This window comes from Streptomyces sp. NPDC102258 (genome assembly GCF_055584685.1).
Map to the genome: position 1 here is coordinate 310,609 of NZ_JBVJLO010000004.1, position 14,187 is coordinate 324,795.

General features: G+C 70.6%; 13 protein-coding genes. 6 read left to right on the forward strand and 7 right to left on the reverse strand.

Translation table 11 applies throughout. The annotated features are described in order from the left end of the window. Nucleotides 1–97 precede the first annotated feature (97 nt). Complete coding sequence (locus ACZ6ZT_RS09345; RefSeq protein WP_004937597.1) at nucleotides 98–355, forward strand: WhiB family transcriptional regulator; 258 nt, start codon at nucleotides 98–100, stop codon at nucleotides 353–355. A gap of 165 nt (nucleotides 356–520) precedes the next feature. Here ACZ6ZT_RS09345 and ACZ6ZT_RS09350 read toward each other — a convergent pair whose 3' ends face one another. Then, the gene (locus tag ACZ6ZT_RS09350) at nucleotides 521–1,990 is read right to left on the reverse strand and encodes a sensor histidine kinase (protein ID WP_469717310.1); all 1,470 of its coding nucleotides are present in this window, start codon (nucleotides 1,988–1,990) and stop codon (nucleotides 521–523) included. A gap of 448 nt (nucleotides 1,991–2,438) precedes the next feature. Next, nucleotides 2,439–3,041, reverse strand: coding sequence for a TetR/AcrR family transcriptional regulator (locus ACZ6ZT_RS09355; protein ID WP_469717053.1), 603 nt, complete (start codon nucleotides 3,039–3,041; stop codon nucleotides 2,439–2,441). A gap of 84 nt (nucleotides 3,042–3,125) precedes the next feature. On the opposite strand from ACZ6ZT_RS09355, the gene ACZ6ZT_RS09360 reads away from it, so the two are divergent. Further along, a complete protein-coding gene (locus tag ACZ6ZT_RS09360) occupies nucleotides 3,126–3,896 on the forward strand; it encodes an SDR family NAD(P)-dependent oxidoreductase (protein ID WP_469717054.1) in 771 nt (256 codons plus the stop codon). A gap of 159 nt (nucleotides 3,897–4,055) precedes the next feature. After that, nucleotides 4,056–4,841: a glucosamine-6-phosphate deaminase gene (gene nagB / locus ACZ6ZT_RS09365; RefSeq protein WP_469717056.1), complete on the forward strand. Its 786-nt coding sequence runs from the start codon at nucleotides 4,056–4,058 to the stop codon at nucleotides 4,839–4,841. Nucleotides 4,842–4,935: 94 nt separating this feature from the next. On the opposite strand, the gene ACZ6ZT_RS09370 is transcribed toward nagB, so the two are convergent. The 4 genes from ACZ6ZT_RS09370 to ACZ6ZT_RS09385 all read right to left on the reverse strand — a co-directional run bounded on the left by ACZ6ZT_RS09370 (nucleotide 4,936) and on the right by ACZ6ZT_RS09385 (nucleotide 9,790). Further along, complete coding sequence (locus ACZ6ZT_RS09370; protein ID WP_469717057.1) at nucleotides 4,936–6,426, reverse strand: glycoside hydrolase family 3 protein; 1,491 nt, start codon at nucleotides 6,424–6,426, stop codon at nucleotides 4,936–4,938. A gap of 7 nt (nucleotides 6,427–6,433) precedes the next feature. Then, on the reverse strand, nucleotides 6,434–7,252 hold the full coding sequence (locus ACZ6ZT_RS09375) for a carbohydrate ABC transporter permease (protein ID WP_469717311.1): 819 nt from the start codon (nucleotides 7,250–7,252) through the stop codon (nucleotides 6,434–6,436). A 71-nt stretch (nucleotides 7,253–7,323) separates the two neighbouring features. Next, on the reverse strand, nucleotides 7,324–8,343 hold the full coding sequence (locus tag ACZ6ZT_RS09380) for a carbohydrate ABC transporter permease (protein WP_469717058.1): 1,020 nt from the start codon (nucleotides 8,341–8,343) through the stop codon (nucleotides 7,324–7,326). 160 nt (nucleotides 8,344–8,503) lie between these two features. Further along, the gene (locus ACZ6ZT_RS09385) at nucleotides 8,504–9,790 is read right to left on the reverse strand and encodes an extracellular solute-binding protein (RefSeq protein WP_469717060.1); all 1,287 of its coding nucleotides are present in this window, start codon (nucleotides 9,788–9,790) and stop codon (nucleotides 8,504–8,506) included. A gap of 293 nt (nucleotides 9,791–10,083) precedes the next feature. Between ACZ6ZT_RS09385 and ACZ6ZT_RS09390 the strand changes: the two genes are divergently transcribed. The 3 genes from ACZ6ZT_RS09390 (at nucleotide 10,084) to ACZ6ZT_RS09400 (ending at nucleotide 13,449) form a co-directional block, all read left to right on the forward strand. Further along, entirely contained in the window at nucleotides 10,084–10,848 is a 765-nt protein-coding gene (locus ACZ6ZT_RS09390) for a GntR family transcriptional regulator (RefSeq protein WP_469717313.1), read from the forward strand. Nucleotides 10,849–10,978: 130 nt separating this feature from the next. Next, nucleotides 10,979–13,255 (forward strand): carbon starvation CstA family protein, encoded by a 2,277-nt coding sequence (locus ACZ6ZT_RS09395; protein ID WP_469717062.1) that lies wholly within the window; start codon nucleotides 10,979–10,981, stop codon nucleotides 13,253–13,255. Then, entirely contained in the window at nucleotides 13,252–13,449 is a 198-nt protein-coding gene (locus tag ACZ6ZT_RS09400) for a CstA-like transporter-associated (seleno)protein (RefSeq protein WP_469717064.1), read from the forward strand. Before ACZ6ZT_RS09395 ends, ACZ6ZT_RS09400 begins: the two co-directional genes overlap by 4 nt. A gap of 55 nt (nucleotides 13,450–13,504) precedes the next feature. On the opposite strand, the gene ACZ6ZT_RS09405 is transcribed toward ACZ6ZT_RS09400, so the two are convergent. Continuing rightward, on the reverse strand, nucleotides 13,505–14,089 hold the full coding sequence (locus ACZ6ZT_RS09405) for a Uma2 family endonuclease (protein WP_469717066.1): 585 nt from the start codon (nucleotides 14,087–14,089) through the stop codon (nucleotides 13,505–13,507). Nucleotides 14,090–14,187 lie beyond the last annotated feature (98 nt).

A 14,187-nucleotide genomic window follows, 5' to 3' on the forward strand; every position in this document is an offset into this window, starting at 1 on the left:
AGTTCAACTGGGGGTCGGCCCTTCCCTCACGGGGGGATTCGTGAAAGCGTTCACATTCACAAGCAACTTGCCCGCAATACAAGGAGATGGAGCAGCCATGGACTGGCGTCACAACGCCGTTTGCCGCGAGGAAGACCCCGAGCTCTTCTTCCCCATCGGCAACACCGGTCCTGCGCTGCTGCAGATCGAGGAAGCCAAGGCCGTCTGCCGCCGCTGCCCCGTCATGGAGCAGTGCCTGCAGTGGGCGCTTGAGTCCGGTCAGGACTCCGGCGTCTGGGGTGGCCTCAGCGAGGACGAGCGCCGCGCGATGAAGCGCCGCGCCGCTCGCAATCGGGCGCGCAACGCCACCGCCTGACATCGACTTTCGAGAGCCGCAGCGCGTAGTAACCGGATAAGCGCTCAGCAACGTGCTCTTGAGCCCCGGACCGAGAACTTCGGTCCGGGGCTCAGTGCTGTTCCGGGGTCGTTCGGGCTGTTCCCCGCGACGCGTCCGTCACGCTGGGTGACGTCCGGGTCAGGGCTACTTCTGCGAGCTCGCCGGTATGTCCAGCACGACCCGGGTGCCGCGCGGCTCGGCCCGGACCATGTCGAAGGTGCCGCCGAGTTCGCCCTCCACGAGGGTCCGTACGATCTGCAGCCCGAGGTTGCCCGCCCGCTGGGGGTCGAAGCCCGCGGGCAGACCGCACCCGTCGTCGAGCACCGTGATCAGCAGCCGGGCATCGGCGCGGCCGGTGCCGGAGCGGATCGCGGAGACCTCGACCGTGCCGCCCTCCCCCTGGGTGAACGCGTGCTCCAGGGCGTTCTGGAGGATCTCGGTCAGCACCATCGACAGCGGAGTGGCGACCTCCGCGTCCAGGATGCCGAAGCGGCCCGTACGCCGGCAGCTCACCTTGCCGGGCGAGATCTCGGCGACCATCGCGATCACGCGGTCGGCGATCTCGTCGAACTCCACCCGCTCGTCGAGGTTCTGAGACAGGGTCTCGTGCACGATCGCGATCGAACCGACGCGGCGCACCGCCTCGTTCAGCGCCTCGCGGCCGGTCTCCGAATCCATCCGCCGGGCCTGGAGCCGCAAGAGGGCCGCCACGGTCTGGAGGTTGTTCTTCACCCGGTGGTGGATCTCCCGGATGGTCGCGTCCTTGGTGATGAGTTCGCGTTCGCGACGGCGCAGTTCGGTCACGTCGCGGCACAGCACGAGGGAGCCGATCCGGGTGCCCTTGGGCTTGAGCGGGATGGCCCGCAGCTGGATGACCCCGCCGTTGCCCTCGACTTCGGTCTCCCGGGGGGCCCAGCCGGACGCCAGTTTGACGATCGCCTCGTCCACCGGGCCCCGGGTGGGGGCGAGTTCGGCGGTGGTGGTGCCCAGGTGCTGGCCGACCAGGTCGGAGGCGAGGCCGAGGCGGTGGTACGCGGAGAGCGCGTTGGGGGACGCGTACGTCACCACGCCGTCGGCGTCGAGCCGCAGCAGGCCGTCCCCGACGCGCGGGGAGGCGTCCATGTCGACCTGCTGGCCCGGGAAGGGGAAGGAGCCCGCGGCGATCATCTGGGCGAGGTCGGAGGCGGACTGGAGGTAGGTCAGCTCCAGCCGGCTCGGTGTACGCACGGTGAGCAGGTTGGTGTTGCGGGCGATGACGCCCAGCACCCGGCCCTCGCGGCGCACGGGGATCGACTCCACGCGGACGGGCACCTCCTCCCGCCATTCCGGGTCACCCTCGCGCACGATGCGGCCCTCGTCCAGGGCGGCGTCGAGGAGGGGCCGGCGGCCACGGGGCACCAGGTGGCCGACCATGTCGTCCTGGTACGAGGTGGGGCCGGTGTTCGGGCGCATCTGCGCGACCGAGACGTACCGGGTGCCGTCGAGGGTGGGCACCCAGAGCACGAGGTCGGCGAAGGAGAGGTCGGAGAGCAGCTGCCACTCCGAGACCAGCAGGTGGAGCCACTCCAGGTCGGTTTCACCGAGAGCGGTGTGCTGGCGTACGAGGTCGTTCATGGAGGGCACCCGGCGAGCGTACCCCGGGTACGGGGATGAGTTTTCCCACGGGGAATACCCAGGAGTACCCAGGAGGGGGTCTGTCCGCGTACTGTTGGAGGAAGTGACGGGATTGCGGGCCGCGTCATTGGATGGACAGAACAGATTGGTCTAGTCCACAATTGTGTCAAAGCTTCCGCCCTCCCCGCACAGGAGGACGGATCGAGGTAACCGCGCGCTCTGCCCTGACCGCGCAGGCACCTCCCAACCGGCCGTCGGGAACCGCACACCCGTCGGCCGTAAGTACTCCGGGCTACGGTGCCGGGCGGGCTGAGGGTCCCTCCCAGCACCGTGGCCCAGAGGAAAACGTCCGTCGCCGATCAGGTGCGGCGCGGATCATGTGCGGCGCGGGTCGAATTCCCTGATCGAATTCCCCGCCTGGCCGGCCCCGATGCCCCCGGAATTCCCTTTACGCGGCCTTACCCGGCCACGCGCGCATCGCCACCTCCGCGACCGCCTCCAGTTCCCCCCGCCCCGCCCCGTCACGCGCCTGCTGCGACATCCCCTGGAGCACGGCCTCGGCGTAGCGGGCCAGCGCCCGGGCGTCGGTGTCCGCGGGCAGCGCCCCGGTGGCGATGTCGGCCCGGACGCGGCTCTCGAAGGCTTCCAGGTGCGCGGTGCGCCGCGCGCTCAGGGCGTCGGCCACCTCCCGCGAGGTGGTGTTGACCGCCGCGCTGATCACCAGGCAGCCCGGCGGGTGGGCCGGGTCGGTGTAGATCCCGGCGGCCTCGCGCAGGATCCGGCCGAGGGCCGCGCGGGCGGTGGGCTCCTCGGCCAGAGCGGCGCCGGCGAAGTCCCCGTAGCGGCCGCCGTAGACGGCCACGACCTCGTCGAAGAGCGTGCGCTTGTCGCCGAAGGCGGCGTAGAGGCTGGGCGCGCCGATACCCAGGGCCCGGGTCAGGTCGGCGATGGACGTCGTCTCGTAGCCGCGCTCCCAGAAGGTGAGCATCGCCTTGTCGAGGGCGGCGTCGCGGTCGAAGGAACGGGGCCTGCCCCGCTGTCCGGTCACCATGCGCCAATTCTATAGCGGCCGTTAGGGAATCTGCTACGGTCTTTTCTGTAGCGACCACTAGCGAATGCTGAAGGGGGGCGCGTCATGGGCGTGCTCAAGGGGAAGACGGCGCTGGTCACGGGCGGCAGCCGGGGGATCGGCCGGGCGGTCGCCGAGCGGCTGGCGCGGGACGGGGCGCTCGTCGCGGTCCACTACGGGCGCGACGAAGCGGCCGCGGCGCGGACCGTCGCGGCGATCGGCGCGGCCGGGGGCCGGGCCTTCGCCCTCCGGGCGGAGCTGGGCGTGCCGGGGGACGCGCGGGCGCTCTGGGCGGCCTACGAGGCCCATCCGCTCGCCACGGAGGGCGTCGACATCCTCGTGAACAACGCGGGGGCGGCGGCTTTCGCGGGCATCGAGGAGACGGACGAGGAGACCTTCCTGCGGATCCAGGCCCTCAACGCGCAGGCCCCGTTTTTCGTGATCCAGCACGGTCTGGAGCGGCTGCGCGAGGGCGGCCGGATCGTCAACGTGACCGGCACCCCCGCCCTGGCGCTGCCGGCCATCCTGGCCACGATCATGGCCAAGGGCGCGGTGAACGCGCTGACCGTGTCCCTGGCGGCCGCCCTCGCCCCGCGCGGGATCACCGTGAACTCGGTGGGACCCGGCGTCATCGAGACCGACCTGAACGCGGCCTGGCTGGCCGACCCGGCGGCCCGCGCGCACGCGGCCTCACGCTCCGTGTTCGGCCGGATCGGCACGCCCGCGGAGGTCGCGGACGTGGTGGCCTTCCTGGCCTCGCCGGACTCGCGCTGGATGACGGGCCAGCACCTCGACGCCACCGGCGGCCTCCAGCTGGCGCTGATGCCGAACGCCTAGACGGCCTGGGGGCGGGCGCCGGGCGTCCGGGCGGCGGTGTGGCGGGAACGGGATCACCATGGAATGTGGCCGTGCGCGGGCCCGCCGTCTGGGGGTGGGCTCTGCTAGATTGGTCTATACCACAAGTGTCCACACCTCTCTCAGATCGGCAGGCCCCGCGTGGAAGTTGTCATCGTCCCGGACGCCAAGGCAGGCGGCGAGCTCATCGCGGAGGCCATGGCCGCCCTGGTCCGCCGCAAGCCCGACGCCCTGCTCGGCGTGGCGACCGGCTCTACCCCGCTGCCCATCTACGAAGCCCTCGCCGCCAAGGTCAGGGCCCGCGAGGTCGACGCCTCCCGGGCCCGGATCTGCCAGCTCGACGAGTACGTCGGCCTGCCGGCCGGGCACCCGGAGTCCTACCGGGCCGTCGTGCTCCGCGAGGTCGTCGAACCCCTCGGGCTGACCGAGGCCTCCTTCATGGGCCCCGACGGCTCCGCGGACGACGTCCAGGCCGCCTGCGTGGCCTACGACCAGGCCCTGGCCGCCGCCGGCGGGGTGGACCTCCAGCTGCTGGGCATCGGCACGGACGGCCACATCGGCTTCAACGAGCCGTGCTCCTCGCTGGCCTCCCGCACCCGGATCAAGACGCTGACGGAGCAGACCCGCGTCGACAACGCGCGCTTCTTCGACGACGACATCGACCAGGTGCCCCACCACGTCATCACCCAGGGCATCGGCACCATCCTCGACGCCCGCCACCTGGTCCTGCTGGCCACCGGCGAGGGCAAGGCCGACGCCGTCGCGCAGACCGTCGAGGGCCCGCTGTCCGCGCTGGTCCCCGCCTCCGCGCTGCAGCTGCACCGGCACGCCACCGTCGTCGTGGACGAGGCGGCCGCCTCGAAGCTGAAGCTGGCCGACTACTTCCGCCACACCTACGCCAACAAGCCGGCCTGGCAGGGCCTGTAGCCACACCAGCCACACCGGCCGCACCGGCAACACCGAAAGGGCCGGGCCCCCCTCCTCGGGGGCCCGGCCCTTTTCCTGTGCCGCCGTCGGCGCGCTAGGCCCCCCGTACGCCCGCGATGACCTCGGCGGCGGCCTGTCCGCAGACGCGGGAGGCGCCGTGGGTGGCGACGTACAGGGCCCCGCGCGGCGCGGCGCGCGGCACGCCCATCTCGACGACCACCGTGTCGGGCCGGGCCGCGACCAGCGCGTCCAGGACCGCGGTCATCCAGGGGTGCCGGTGCGCGTCCCGGACCACGGCGACGACCGTACGCTCCCCCGCGGCGGCCAGCACCTCGCCCGCGCCCGAGCCCTCGGGGTAGACGCCCGACTCCGTGCCCGGGACCAGGGCGGCCAGCTCCGCGGCCACCCCCCAGGGGGTCTCGTCGCCCACCGCGATGTTCGCGACGGGGGCGAGCGTGGCCACGTACGGGGCCGTGACCGGGACTACCGGACCCGAGACGGCCACGGCGCGGCGGGCCGCCGTCAGGCCGATGCCGGACGCGCGGCTCCCCTCCGGTCGCGCGTCCGGCCGGGCCCGGCGGGTCCACTCGGCGAGGGCACGCACCCGGGCCGCGGCGTCGGCGAGCCGTTCCTCCGGGAGCGTGCCCTCGCGTACGGCGGCCACGAGGGCGTCGCGCAGGGCGAGGACGGTCCCCTCGTCGGCCAGTCCCCCGCCGACGCAGATGGCGTCGGCGCCGGCGGCGATGGCCAGCACCGAGCCGCGCTCGATGCCGTACGTCCCGGCGATGGCGTTCATCTCCATGCCGTCGGTGACGATGAGGCCCTCGTAGCCGAGCTCCTTGCGCAGCAGGCCGGTCAGGATCTGCGGGCTGAGCGTGGCCGGCCGGGTCGGGTCCAGGGCGGGCACCAGGATGTGCGCGCTCATCACGGCCTTGCTGCCGGCCTCGATGGCCGCCTTGAACGGGACCAGTTCGCGCGCCTGGAGGGTGTCCAGGTCGACGTCGATGCGGGGCATCGCGTGGTGGGAGTCGACGTTGGTGTCGCCGTGGCCCGGGAAGTGCTTGGTGCAGGCGGCGACGCCGGCGGCCTGGAGGCCCTCGACGTACGCGGCGGTGTGCCGGGCGGCGAGCGCGGTGTCGGCGCCGAAGGAGCGGACGCCGATGACCGGGTTGTCGGGGTTGGAGTTGACGTCCGCGGACGGCGCCCAGTTGAGGTTGACCCCGCACTCGGCGAGCCGGCGGCCGAGCTCGCGGGCGACCTCGCGGGTCAGCGCGGTGTCGTCGACGGCGCCGAGGGCCAGGTTGCCGGGGAAGGACGAACCGTCCCTGACCTCCAGGCGGGTGACGTCGCCGCCCTCCTCGTCGATGGCGACGAGGACGTCGTCGCGTTCGGCGCGCAGTTGCGCGGTGAGCGCCGACAGCTGCCCGGCGGAGGCGATGTTGCGGCCGAACAGGCCGACGGCGGTGAGGCCTTCGCCGACCATCCGCAGGACCCAGGCGGGGGCGGTGGTGCCCTCGAAGCCGGGCTGGAGGACGGCGAGGGCGTCGCGGGTCAGGGTGTCGGAGCGGTGCGCAAGGACGGTCATCGGGGCGTTATCCCTTCACGGCGCCGGCGGTCATGCCGCCGACGGCCTTGCGCTGGAGGAAGATGAAGATCAGCAGGACCGGGACGGCGAACAGCGAGGACGCGGCCATGGTGGCGCCCCAGTCGTTGCCGAAGGCGGTCTTGAACTGGGTCAGCCACAGCGGGAGGGTCTGCGCGGACTTGTCCTTGTTCAGGATCAGGACCATCGCGAACTCGTTCCAGGCGGTGATGAACCCGAAGAGCGAGGTGGACATCAGGCCGGGGGCCAGCAGCGGGAGGATCACCTTGCGGAAGGCCTGGCCGCGGGTGCAGCCGTCGATCTGGGCGGCCTCCTCCAGGGTCACCGGGACGGCGGCGATGAAGCCGCGCAGGGTCCAGATGGTGAAGGGCAGGACCATCACGAAGTAGATGGCGGTCAGCAGCGGGAGGCTGTTCAGCATCTCGCCGTCCCGGGCGATCATGTACATCGCGATGACCATGACCTCCCAGGGCGCCATCTGGGCCATCATCACGGCGAGGACCATGCCCTTGCGGCCGCGGAACCTCATGCGGGCGATGGCGAAGCTCGCGGCGAGGGCGACGACCAGGGCCAGCAGGACCGCGCCCAGGGTGACGGCGAGGCTGTTGGTGACGTACGTCCAGAAGTTGTCGACCCCGGTGGCCTTCTGGAAGTTGTCGAGCGTCGGGGTGAAGACGAAGACCGGGTCCTTGGTGAGGATCTCGCTCGACGGCTTGAGGGCCGAGGCGAACATCCAGTAGACCGGGAAGAGGAAGAGGAGCGCCAGCAGGAGGGCGCCGAGGTTCTTGGCGACGGCGCCGGGGCGCAGCGGCCGGCGGGTACGGAGCCGCTGTGCGGGCCGCTCGGCGGGGGCGGCCGGCTTCGGGGCGGTGGTGGTGCTCACTGCTCCTCCTCCTGCTTCAGGATCAGGCGGAAGTAGAAGGACATGATGACGATCAGGATCAGGATCGTCAGGACGGAGATCGCGGCGGCGAGGCCGTAGTGGGACTGGCTCTGGCCCTCGACGTAGGCGAAGACCGGGAGGATCTCGGAGGCGCGGTCGGGGCCGCCCTTGTTCATCGCGTAGACCTGGGTGAAGGCCTTGAACACCCAGATCACCTCCAGGAAGGTGGTGATCAGGAAGAAGGGCCTGAGCTGCGGGAAGACGACCCGCCAGAAGGTCTGCCAGCCGTTGGCGCCGTCCATCCGGGCGGCCTCGTACAGCTCGGCGCCGACGGTGGTCAGCGCGGCGTACATGTTGAGGGCGACGAAGGGGATGGAGCCCCAGACCACCAGGACGGTGACGATCGTCAGGGTGGACAGGCCGGTCTCGAACCAGTTGTGCTGCTCGTACCCGGCGAAGCCGGCGGTGCGCATCAGCCAGTTCATCACGCCGAACTGCTCGTCGAACAGCCAGGAGAAGACCTGGACGGAGGCGACGATCGGCATGGCCCAGGCCATCACCAGCGCCATCGACAGGACCAGGCGCATCTTCTTGCCGAGCTTGTTCAGCAGGACGCCGATGAGGCTGCCGATCGCCATGATGAGGACGACGTTGGCGAAGGTGAAGCCGAAGCTGCGCAGGACGACGGTCCAGAAGTTGGAGTCGCCGAGCAGCTGGGTGTAGTTGTCGAAGCCCGCGGAGGGATACTTGCGCTGGATGAACTCGATCTTGTTGATGTCCTGGAAGGACAGGATCACGTTCTTGATCAGCGGGTACACGAGCAGGACCAGCATGCCGATCGCGGCGGGCGCGATCAGCAGGTAGGGCAGCCACCCCGTGGGGAGCGACTTTCTGCCCCCGCGAGGAGACGGATGACGGGGCCGGGCGACGGGGGCGGGCGCGTCGGGCCCTCCGGCGGACTTCTGTGGTGCGTCCTGTGGAACGGTCGGCGCCGCTCCCTGGGAGTGCACGGTCATGTCTGGGCTTCCTCGCGGTTGACTGTGGAGTCACATGCGCGACCGGGGGCGCGGCGGGCGCTGCGGGGCGCCTGCCGCACCCCCCGGTGCGATCACACTGCCGGGTGCTGCGGGTGGCGCGGCGGTGTGCCGCCGCGCCACCGGGTGCTGCGGAGCGGGACTACTTGTTGATGCGGTTCGCGATTTCCTTGTCCGCGTCCGCGCCCGCCTTGGCGGCGTCCTCGCCCTTCAGGACCTTGGTCATGAACTCCTTGATGGGGTTCGGCTCGGTCTCGACGTTCGCCCAGCCGGCCGTGACCGGGGTGATCTTGCCGGAAACGGAGGCCTTGGCCATGGCCTCGGCGAAGGAGCCCGGGGCGGCGGCGAAGTTCGCGGCGGCCTGGTTCGGGAGCAGGGCGCCCTCGGTGGCGGCGGCGTACTTGGTCATCTGCTCCTTGCCGGAGGCGAGGGCGAGCCACTCCTTGGCGAGCTCCTTGTTCTTGGAGCGCTCGGCCACGGCGAGGTTCGAGCCGCCGAGGAAGACGGAGCCCGGCTTGTCGGCGGTCTTGCCCGGGATCGGGAAGTAGCCGAAGTCGCCTTCCTTGCCCGCGTCCTTCAGGGCCTTCAGCGCGCCCTGGGCCTCCCAGCCGAGACCGATCCAGGACGAGACGCCGCCCTTGGGGACGATGTCGGTGGACTGCTGCGGGGTGGCCTCGTCCTTGTCCTTGGGGGCGGTGGAGTAGGACTGGAGCTTCTTGTAGAAGTCCATCGCGGAGGCGGCCTGGGCGGTGCCCAGCTGGCCCTTCCACTTGCCGCCGTCCTTGACGGCGAGGTCGCCGCCCTCGTCCCAGACGAAGCCGGCGAGGATGTACCAGCTCTGGCCGGGGAGGTAGATCGGCTGCGCGGAGGGGTCCGAGGCCTTCAGCTTCTCCAGGCCGGCCACCCACTCGTCGCGGGTCTTCGGCGCGGTGATGCCGGCCTTCTCGTAGGCCTTCTTGTCGTAGATGACGACGCGGTTGGCGGCGTACCACGGGGCGGCGTACAGCTTGCCGTCGACCTCGGCGGAGGACAGCATGCCCTTCGACCAGGCGTCGGCGCCGAGCTTGGCCTTGTCGCCGGACAGGTCGGCGAGGCCTCCGGTGACGGCGTAGCCGACGGTCTGGGTGTTGCCGAGTTCGAGGACGTCCGGCGGGGTGTTCTCGGAGAGGGCGGTGGTGACCTTCTCCTGGATGCCGGTCCACTTCTGCTCTTCGACCTTGACCGTGACACCGGGGTGCTTGGCCGAGAACTCCGCGTTGACCGCGTCGATCCACGTCTTCGGCGCGGAGCCGTCCATCACCCAGACGGTGATCTCCTTGGCGCCACCCGACGCGTCGGACTTCGGCTTGTCGTCGCCGCCGTTGCCGCACGCCGCGACACCGGCCATCATGCCTACGACACCGACCGCCGCAATGAGCTTGCGCTTCACGCCACCCTCCTCAGGGATGCTGCCTGCAACTTCCCTCGCCCGCCGCGGTGACGTACGTACCAAGTACTGCCCGTGGGGCCGGGATCCGATCCATATTGGTTTAGACCAGTAACCGGAGCTTGGCCTAGACCTTTAGGGGTGTCAAGGGTCTAATGAGCGGGTGCTCGGTCCGTTATCGGACCGACACCTGGGGGAGGGAACAGGCCTGTCCTCCCGCCCGTGTCACGATGTGACCGCACATATCGGAGGAGCCGGTGACGGCAGCGAAACTGGAGTCGGGAAGGCGGGCGGCGATGGCCACCGAAGGGGCGACCACGGAGCCGGAAGGCGGGGCGGTCACTCGCACGGCACGCGTGCCCAAGTACTACCGACTCAAGCGGCACTTGCTCGACATGACCGACACGCTGCCCCCCGGCACCCCCGTGCCGCCGGAGCGCACCCTCGCCGCCGAGTTCGACACCTCCCGGACCACGGTCCGCCAAGCCCTCCAGGAGCTCGTCGTCGAGGGCCGCCTGGAGCGCATCCAGGGCAAGGGCACCTTCGTCGCGAAGCCGAAGGTCTCCCAGCCACTGCAACTCTCCTCTTACACAGAGGACATGCGGGCGCAAGGGCTGGAACCGGCCTCCCAGCTCCTGGACATCGGCTACGTCACCGCCGACGACACCCTCGCCGGACTCCTGAAGATCGCCACCGGCGGACGGGTCCTGCGCATCGAGCGGCTGCGGCTGGCCAGCGGCGAGCCCATGGCCATCGAGACCACCCACCTTTCGGCCAAGCGCTTCCCCGCCCTGCGCCGTTCGCTCGCCAAGTACACCTCCCTCTACACCGCCCTCGCCGAGGTGTACGACGTCCGGCTCGCGGAGGCCGAGGAGACCATCGAGACCTCGCTGGCCACCCCGCGCGAGGCCGGCCTGCTCGGCACCGACGTCGGCCTGCCGATGCTGATGCTCTCCCGGCACTCGCTCGACGCCGACGGCGAACCGGTCGAATGGGTACGTTCGGTGTACCGCGGCGACCGTTACAAGTTCGTAGCCCGCCTGCGCAGGCCCGCCTTGTAGCAGATGGTTGACTCGCGTTCGACCCGCGGTGGACGCTCGTACCGCTATGCGGACGGGGGCTTACGTCCACCGGTCGGGCCCCCGTAGATTCCCTGCGCTTACGCAGATGATCAACGAGGGGACGAGGATCATGCCGGAACCGGAAGCAACAGGTATAGATCGGGCACCAACATCCGGGAACGGGGCGGGTCCAGGCGTCCGGCCTGGCTCGCCATCCCCTTCGGGCGGATCCTCCGGAGCACCGTCGGGCGGGCTCACCCCCCGCTCCATCGCCGTCTGGGTCGCCGTGGCCCTCGTCGGGGCCATCGGCTGGGGCGTGCTGGCGCTGTCCCGCGGCGAGGAGATCTCCGCCGCCTGGCTGCTCGCCGCCGCACTGGGCTCGTACGCCATCGGGTACCGCTTCTACGCGCGCTTCATCGCGCACCGCGTCCTGAAGCTCGACAAGACCCGCGCCACCCCCGCCGAACGCCTCGACAACGGTGTCGACTTCCACCCCACCGACCGGCGCGTGCTCTTCGGCCACCACTTCGCCGCCGTCGCCGGCGCGGGCCCGCTGGTCGGACCGGTGCTCGCCGCGCAGATGGGCTACCTGCCGGGCACCATCTGGATCGTGGCGGGCGTGATCTTCGCGGGCGCCGTCCAGGACATGGTGACGCTCTTCTTCTCCACCCGCCGCGACGGGCGTTCGCTCGGCCAGATGGCCCGGGACGAGATCGGCCCGGTCGGCGGAGCCGCCGCCCTCCTGGCCGTCTTCGTCATCATGATCATCTTGCTGGCGGTGCTCGCCCTCGTCATCGTGGGCGCGCTGGCGCACTCGCCGTGGGGCGTCTTCTCCATCGGCATGACCATCCCGATCGCCCTCTTCATGGGCGTGTACCTGCGCGTCCTGCGGCCGGGCCGGGTCACCGAGGTCTCCGTCATCGGCGTCGCCCTGCTGCTCCTCGCGATCGTCGCGGGCGGCTGGGTCGCCGAGTCCTCCTGGGCCGGCTTCTTCACCCTGGAGAAGGAGACGCTGGTCATCTGGATGATCGCGTACGGGTTCATCGCCTCGGTGCTGCCCGTGTGGCTGCTGCTGGCGCCGCGCGACTACCTGTCCACCTTCATGAAGGTGGGCACCATCGGCCTGATGGCCGTCGGCGTGGTCATCGCGATGCCGACGCTGCGGATGCCCGCGGTCACCGACTTCGCCTCGCGCGGCGACGGCCCGGTCTTCGCCGGCTCGATGTTCCCCTTCGTCTTCATCACCATCGCGTGCGGGGCGCTGTCCGGCTTCCACTCGCTGGTCGCCTCCGGCACCACCCCGAAGATGATCCAGAAGGAGACCCAGGTCCGGGTCATCGGCTACGGCGCGATGCTCACCGAGTCCTTCGTCGCCATCATGGCCGTGATCGCCGCCTGCATCATCGAGCCCGGCCTCTTCTTCGCGGTCAACTCCCCGGCCGGGGTCATCGGCACCACCGTCCAGACCGCCTCCGAGGCCGTCACCCACCTGGGCTTCGCCATCAGCCCCGAGTCCCTCGCGCAGGCCGCGAAGGACGTCGAGGAGACCAGCCTGCTGTCCCGTACGGGCGGTGCGCCGACCTTCGCACTCGGGATGTCGGACATCTTCTCCTCCGTCGTCGGCGGGTCCGGGATGAAGGCCTTCTGGTACCACTTCGCCATCATGTTCGAGGCGCTCTTCATCCTGACCACGGTGGACGCGGGCACCCGGGTGGGGCGCTTCATGCTCCAGGACACCCTCGGCAACGTGCACAAGTCCTTCAAGGACGTCAGCTGGAAGCCGGGCGTCTGGGCGGCGAGCGCGGTCGTGGTCGGCGGCTGGGGCTACTTCCTGTGGGTCGGCGTCAAGGACCCGCTGGGCGGCATCAACCAGCTCTTCCCGCTGTTCGGCATCGCGAACCAGCTGCTGGCCGCGGTGGCGCTCGCCGTCTGCACCACGCTGCTGGTGAAGTCGGGCCGGCTCAAGTGGGCGTGGATCACGGCCGTCCCGCTCGCCTGGGACGTGGCCGTCACCCTCACCGCGAGCTACCAGAAGGTCTTCTCCGACGACGTGAAGGTCGGCTTCTTCGCGCAGCGGGACAAGTACCAGGGCGGGATCGACGCCGGGAAGGTGCTGGCGCCCGCCAAGAACATGGACGAGATGCACACCGTGGTCACCAACGCCACGGTCGACGGCGTCCTGTCGGTGCTGTTCGCCGTGCTGATCCTGATCGTGCTGGCGGACGCGGCCCGGACCTGCCTGCGGGCCGTCTCCGACCCGGGCTCGGTGCGGCTCTCCGAGGTGCCGTGGAGCCAGTCGCGGATCGTCGCCCCGGCCGGGCTGATCGCGACCGCCGAGGAGAAGGCCGAGATGGCCGCGGCCGGCCTCGACAGCGGCGGCGGCCGGGCCGCGGAGCCCGTCCGGTGAGCCGGGTCCGCGGGGCGCTGGCGAAGGCGCGGTACTTCGTACGGGAGTTCTCGGGCGAGGCCGCGTACGACCGTTACGTCGCCCACGCCCGCTCCCACGACCCGCACGCCGAGGTCCTGACCCGCCGGGCCTTCGAACGGGCCCGGACGGACTCCCGCGAGGCCGACCCCCGCGAGGGCTTCCACTGCTGCTGACCCCCCGCCACCCCCGAAGGGCCGCTCCGTGAAACGGGGCGGCCCTTCGTCGTGGTCAGCGCACCCAGTCCTTGAGGACCTCGGTCTGAAGAGTGATGCCGACCGGGTCGGGGAGGGCGATGTCCGTGCCGTACGGAACGATGTGGACGCTCTCGTACCGTCGGCCGTGGGGCTGGCTGTAGACGGAGACCTCGCACTTGGCCCGGTCGATCAGGAGGTAGACGGGAATGCCGGTCTCCGCGTAGGCGCGGGGCTTTTCGACGTGGTCCCGCCGGTGGGTGTCGGCATCCCAGGAGGTCACCTCGACGGCCATCAGGACCGGCTCGGGATCGACCCAGTCACCGTGGCCGACAAAGGCGTCCGGATGCGCCAGGACCGCATCGGGGATGGCCCGCCCGGTCCGGTATTCCTCCGCCTTGATCCCCTGCCCCGGATGCAGGAACAGATCGGGCCGCGACTGCAGGCAGATCTTGAGCAGCCACTGGATGATCCGACCGTGGTCTCCGTCCGGCATGGCTTTGCTCCTGATGACCCCGTCGATGAACTCCAGCCGCGTCCCCTCCCGCTCGCGAGCCGCTATGCGTGCCACGGCCTCGAAGTCCTCGGTCGGCATGTGGGGCCTGTGGGTCATCACGGTCATGCCTCGCTCACCTTCCTCGACGGTGCTGTCTCCGACGATAGCGGAGAGGTACCTCACCGGGACGCGGCGTTGTGGGCCGACACTACATGTGGGGGCTA

Excerpts from the sequence above, each read along its gene's own strand:
- ACZ6ZT_RS09345 (WP_004937597.1), top strand. The coding sequence starts at position 98 with ATGGACTGGCGTCACAACGCCGTTTGCCGCGAGGAAGACCCCGAGCTC.
- ACZ6ZT_RS09350 (WP_469717310.1), bottom strand. The coding sequence starts at position 1,990 with ATGAACGACCTCGTACGCCAGCACACCGCTCTCGGTGAAACCGACCTG.
- ACZ6ZT_RS09355 (WP_469717053.1), bottom strand. The coding sequence starts at position 3,041 with ATGGTGACCGGACAGCGGGGCAGGCCCCGTTCCTTCGACCGCGACGCC.
- ACZ6ZT_RS09360 (WP_469717054.1), top strand. The coding sequence starts at position 3,126 with ATGGGCGTGCTCAAGGGGAAGACGGCGCTGGTCACGGGCGGCAGCCGG.
- ACZ6ZT_RS09370 (WP_469717057.1), bottom strand. The coding sequence starts at position 6,426 with ATGACCGTCCTTGCGCACCGCTCCGACACCCTGACCCGCGACGCCCTC.
- ACZ6ZT_RS09380 (WP_469717058.1), bottom strand. The coding sequence starts at position 8,343 with ATGACCGTGCACTCCCAGGGAGCGGCGCCGACCGTTCCACAGGACGCA.
- ACZ6ZT_RS09390 (WP_469717313.1), top strand. The coding sequence starts at position 10,084 with ATGGCCACCGAAGGGGCGACCACGGAGCCGGAAGGCGGGGCGGTCACT.
- ACZ6ZT_RS09395 (WP_469717062.1), top strand. The coding sequence starts at position 10,979 with ATGCCGGAACCGGAAGCAACAGGTATAGATCGGGCACCAACATCCGGG.
- ACZ6ZT_RS09405 (WP_469717066.1), bottom strand. The coding sequence starts at position 14,089 with ATGACCGTGATGACCCACAGGCCCCACATGCCGACCGAGGACTTCGAG.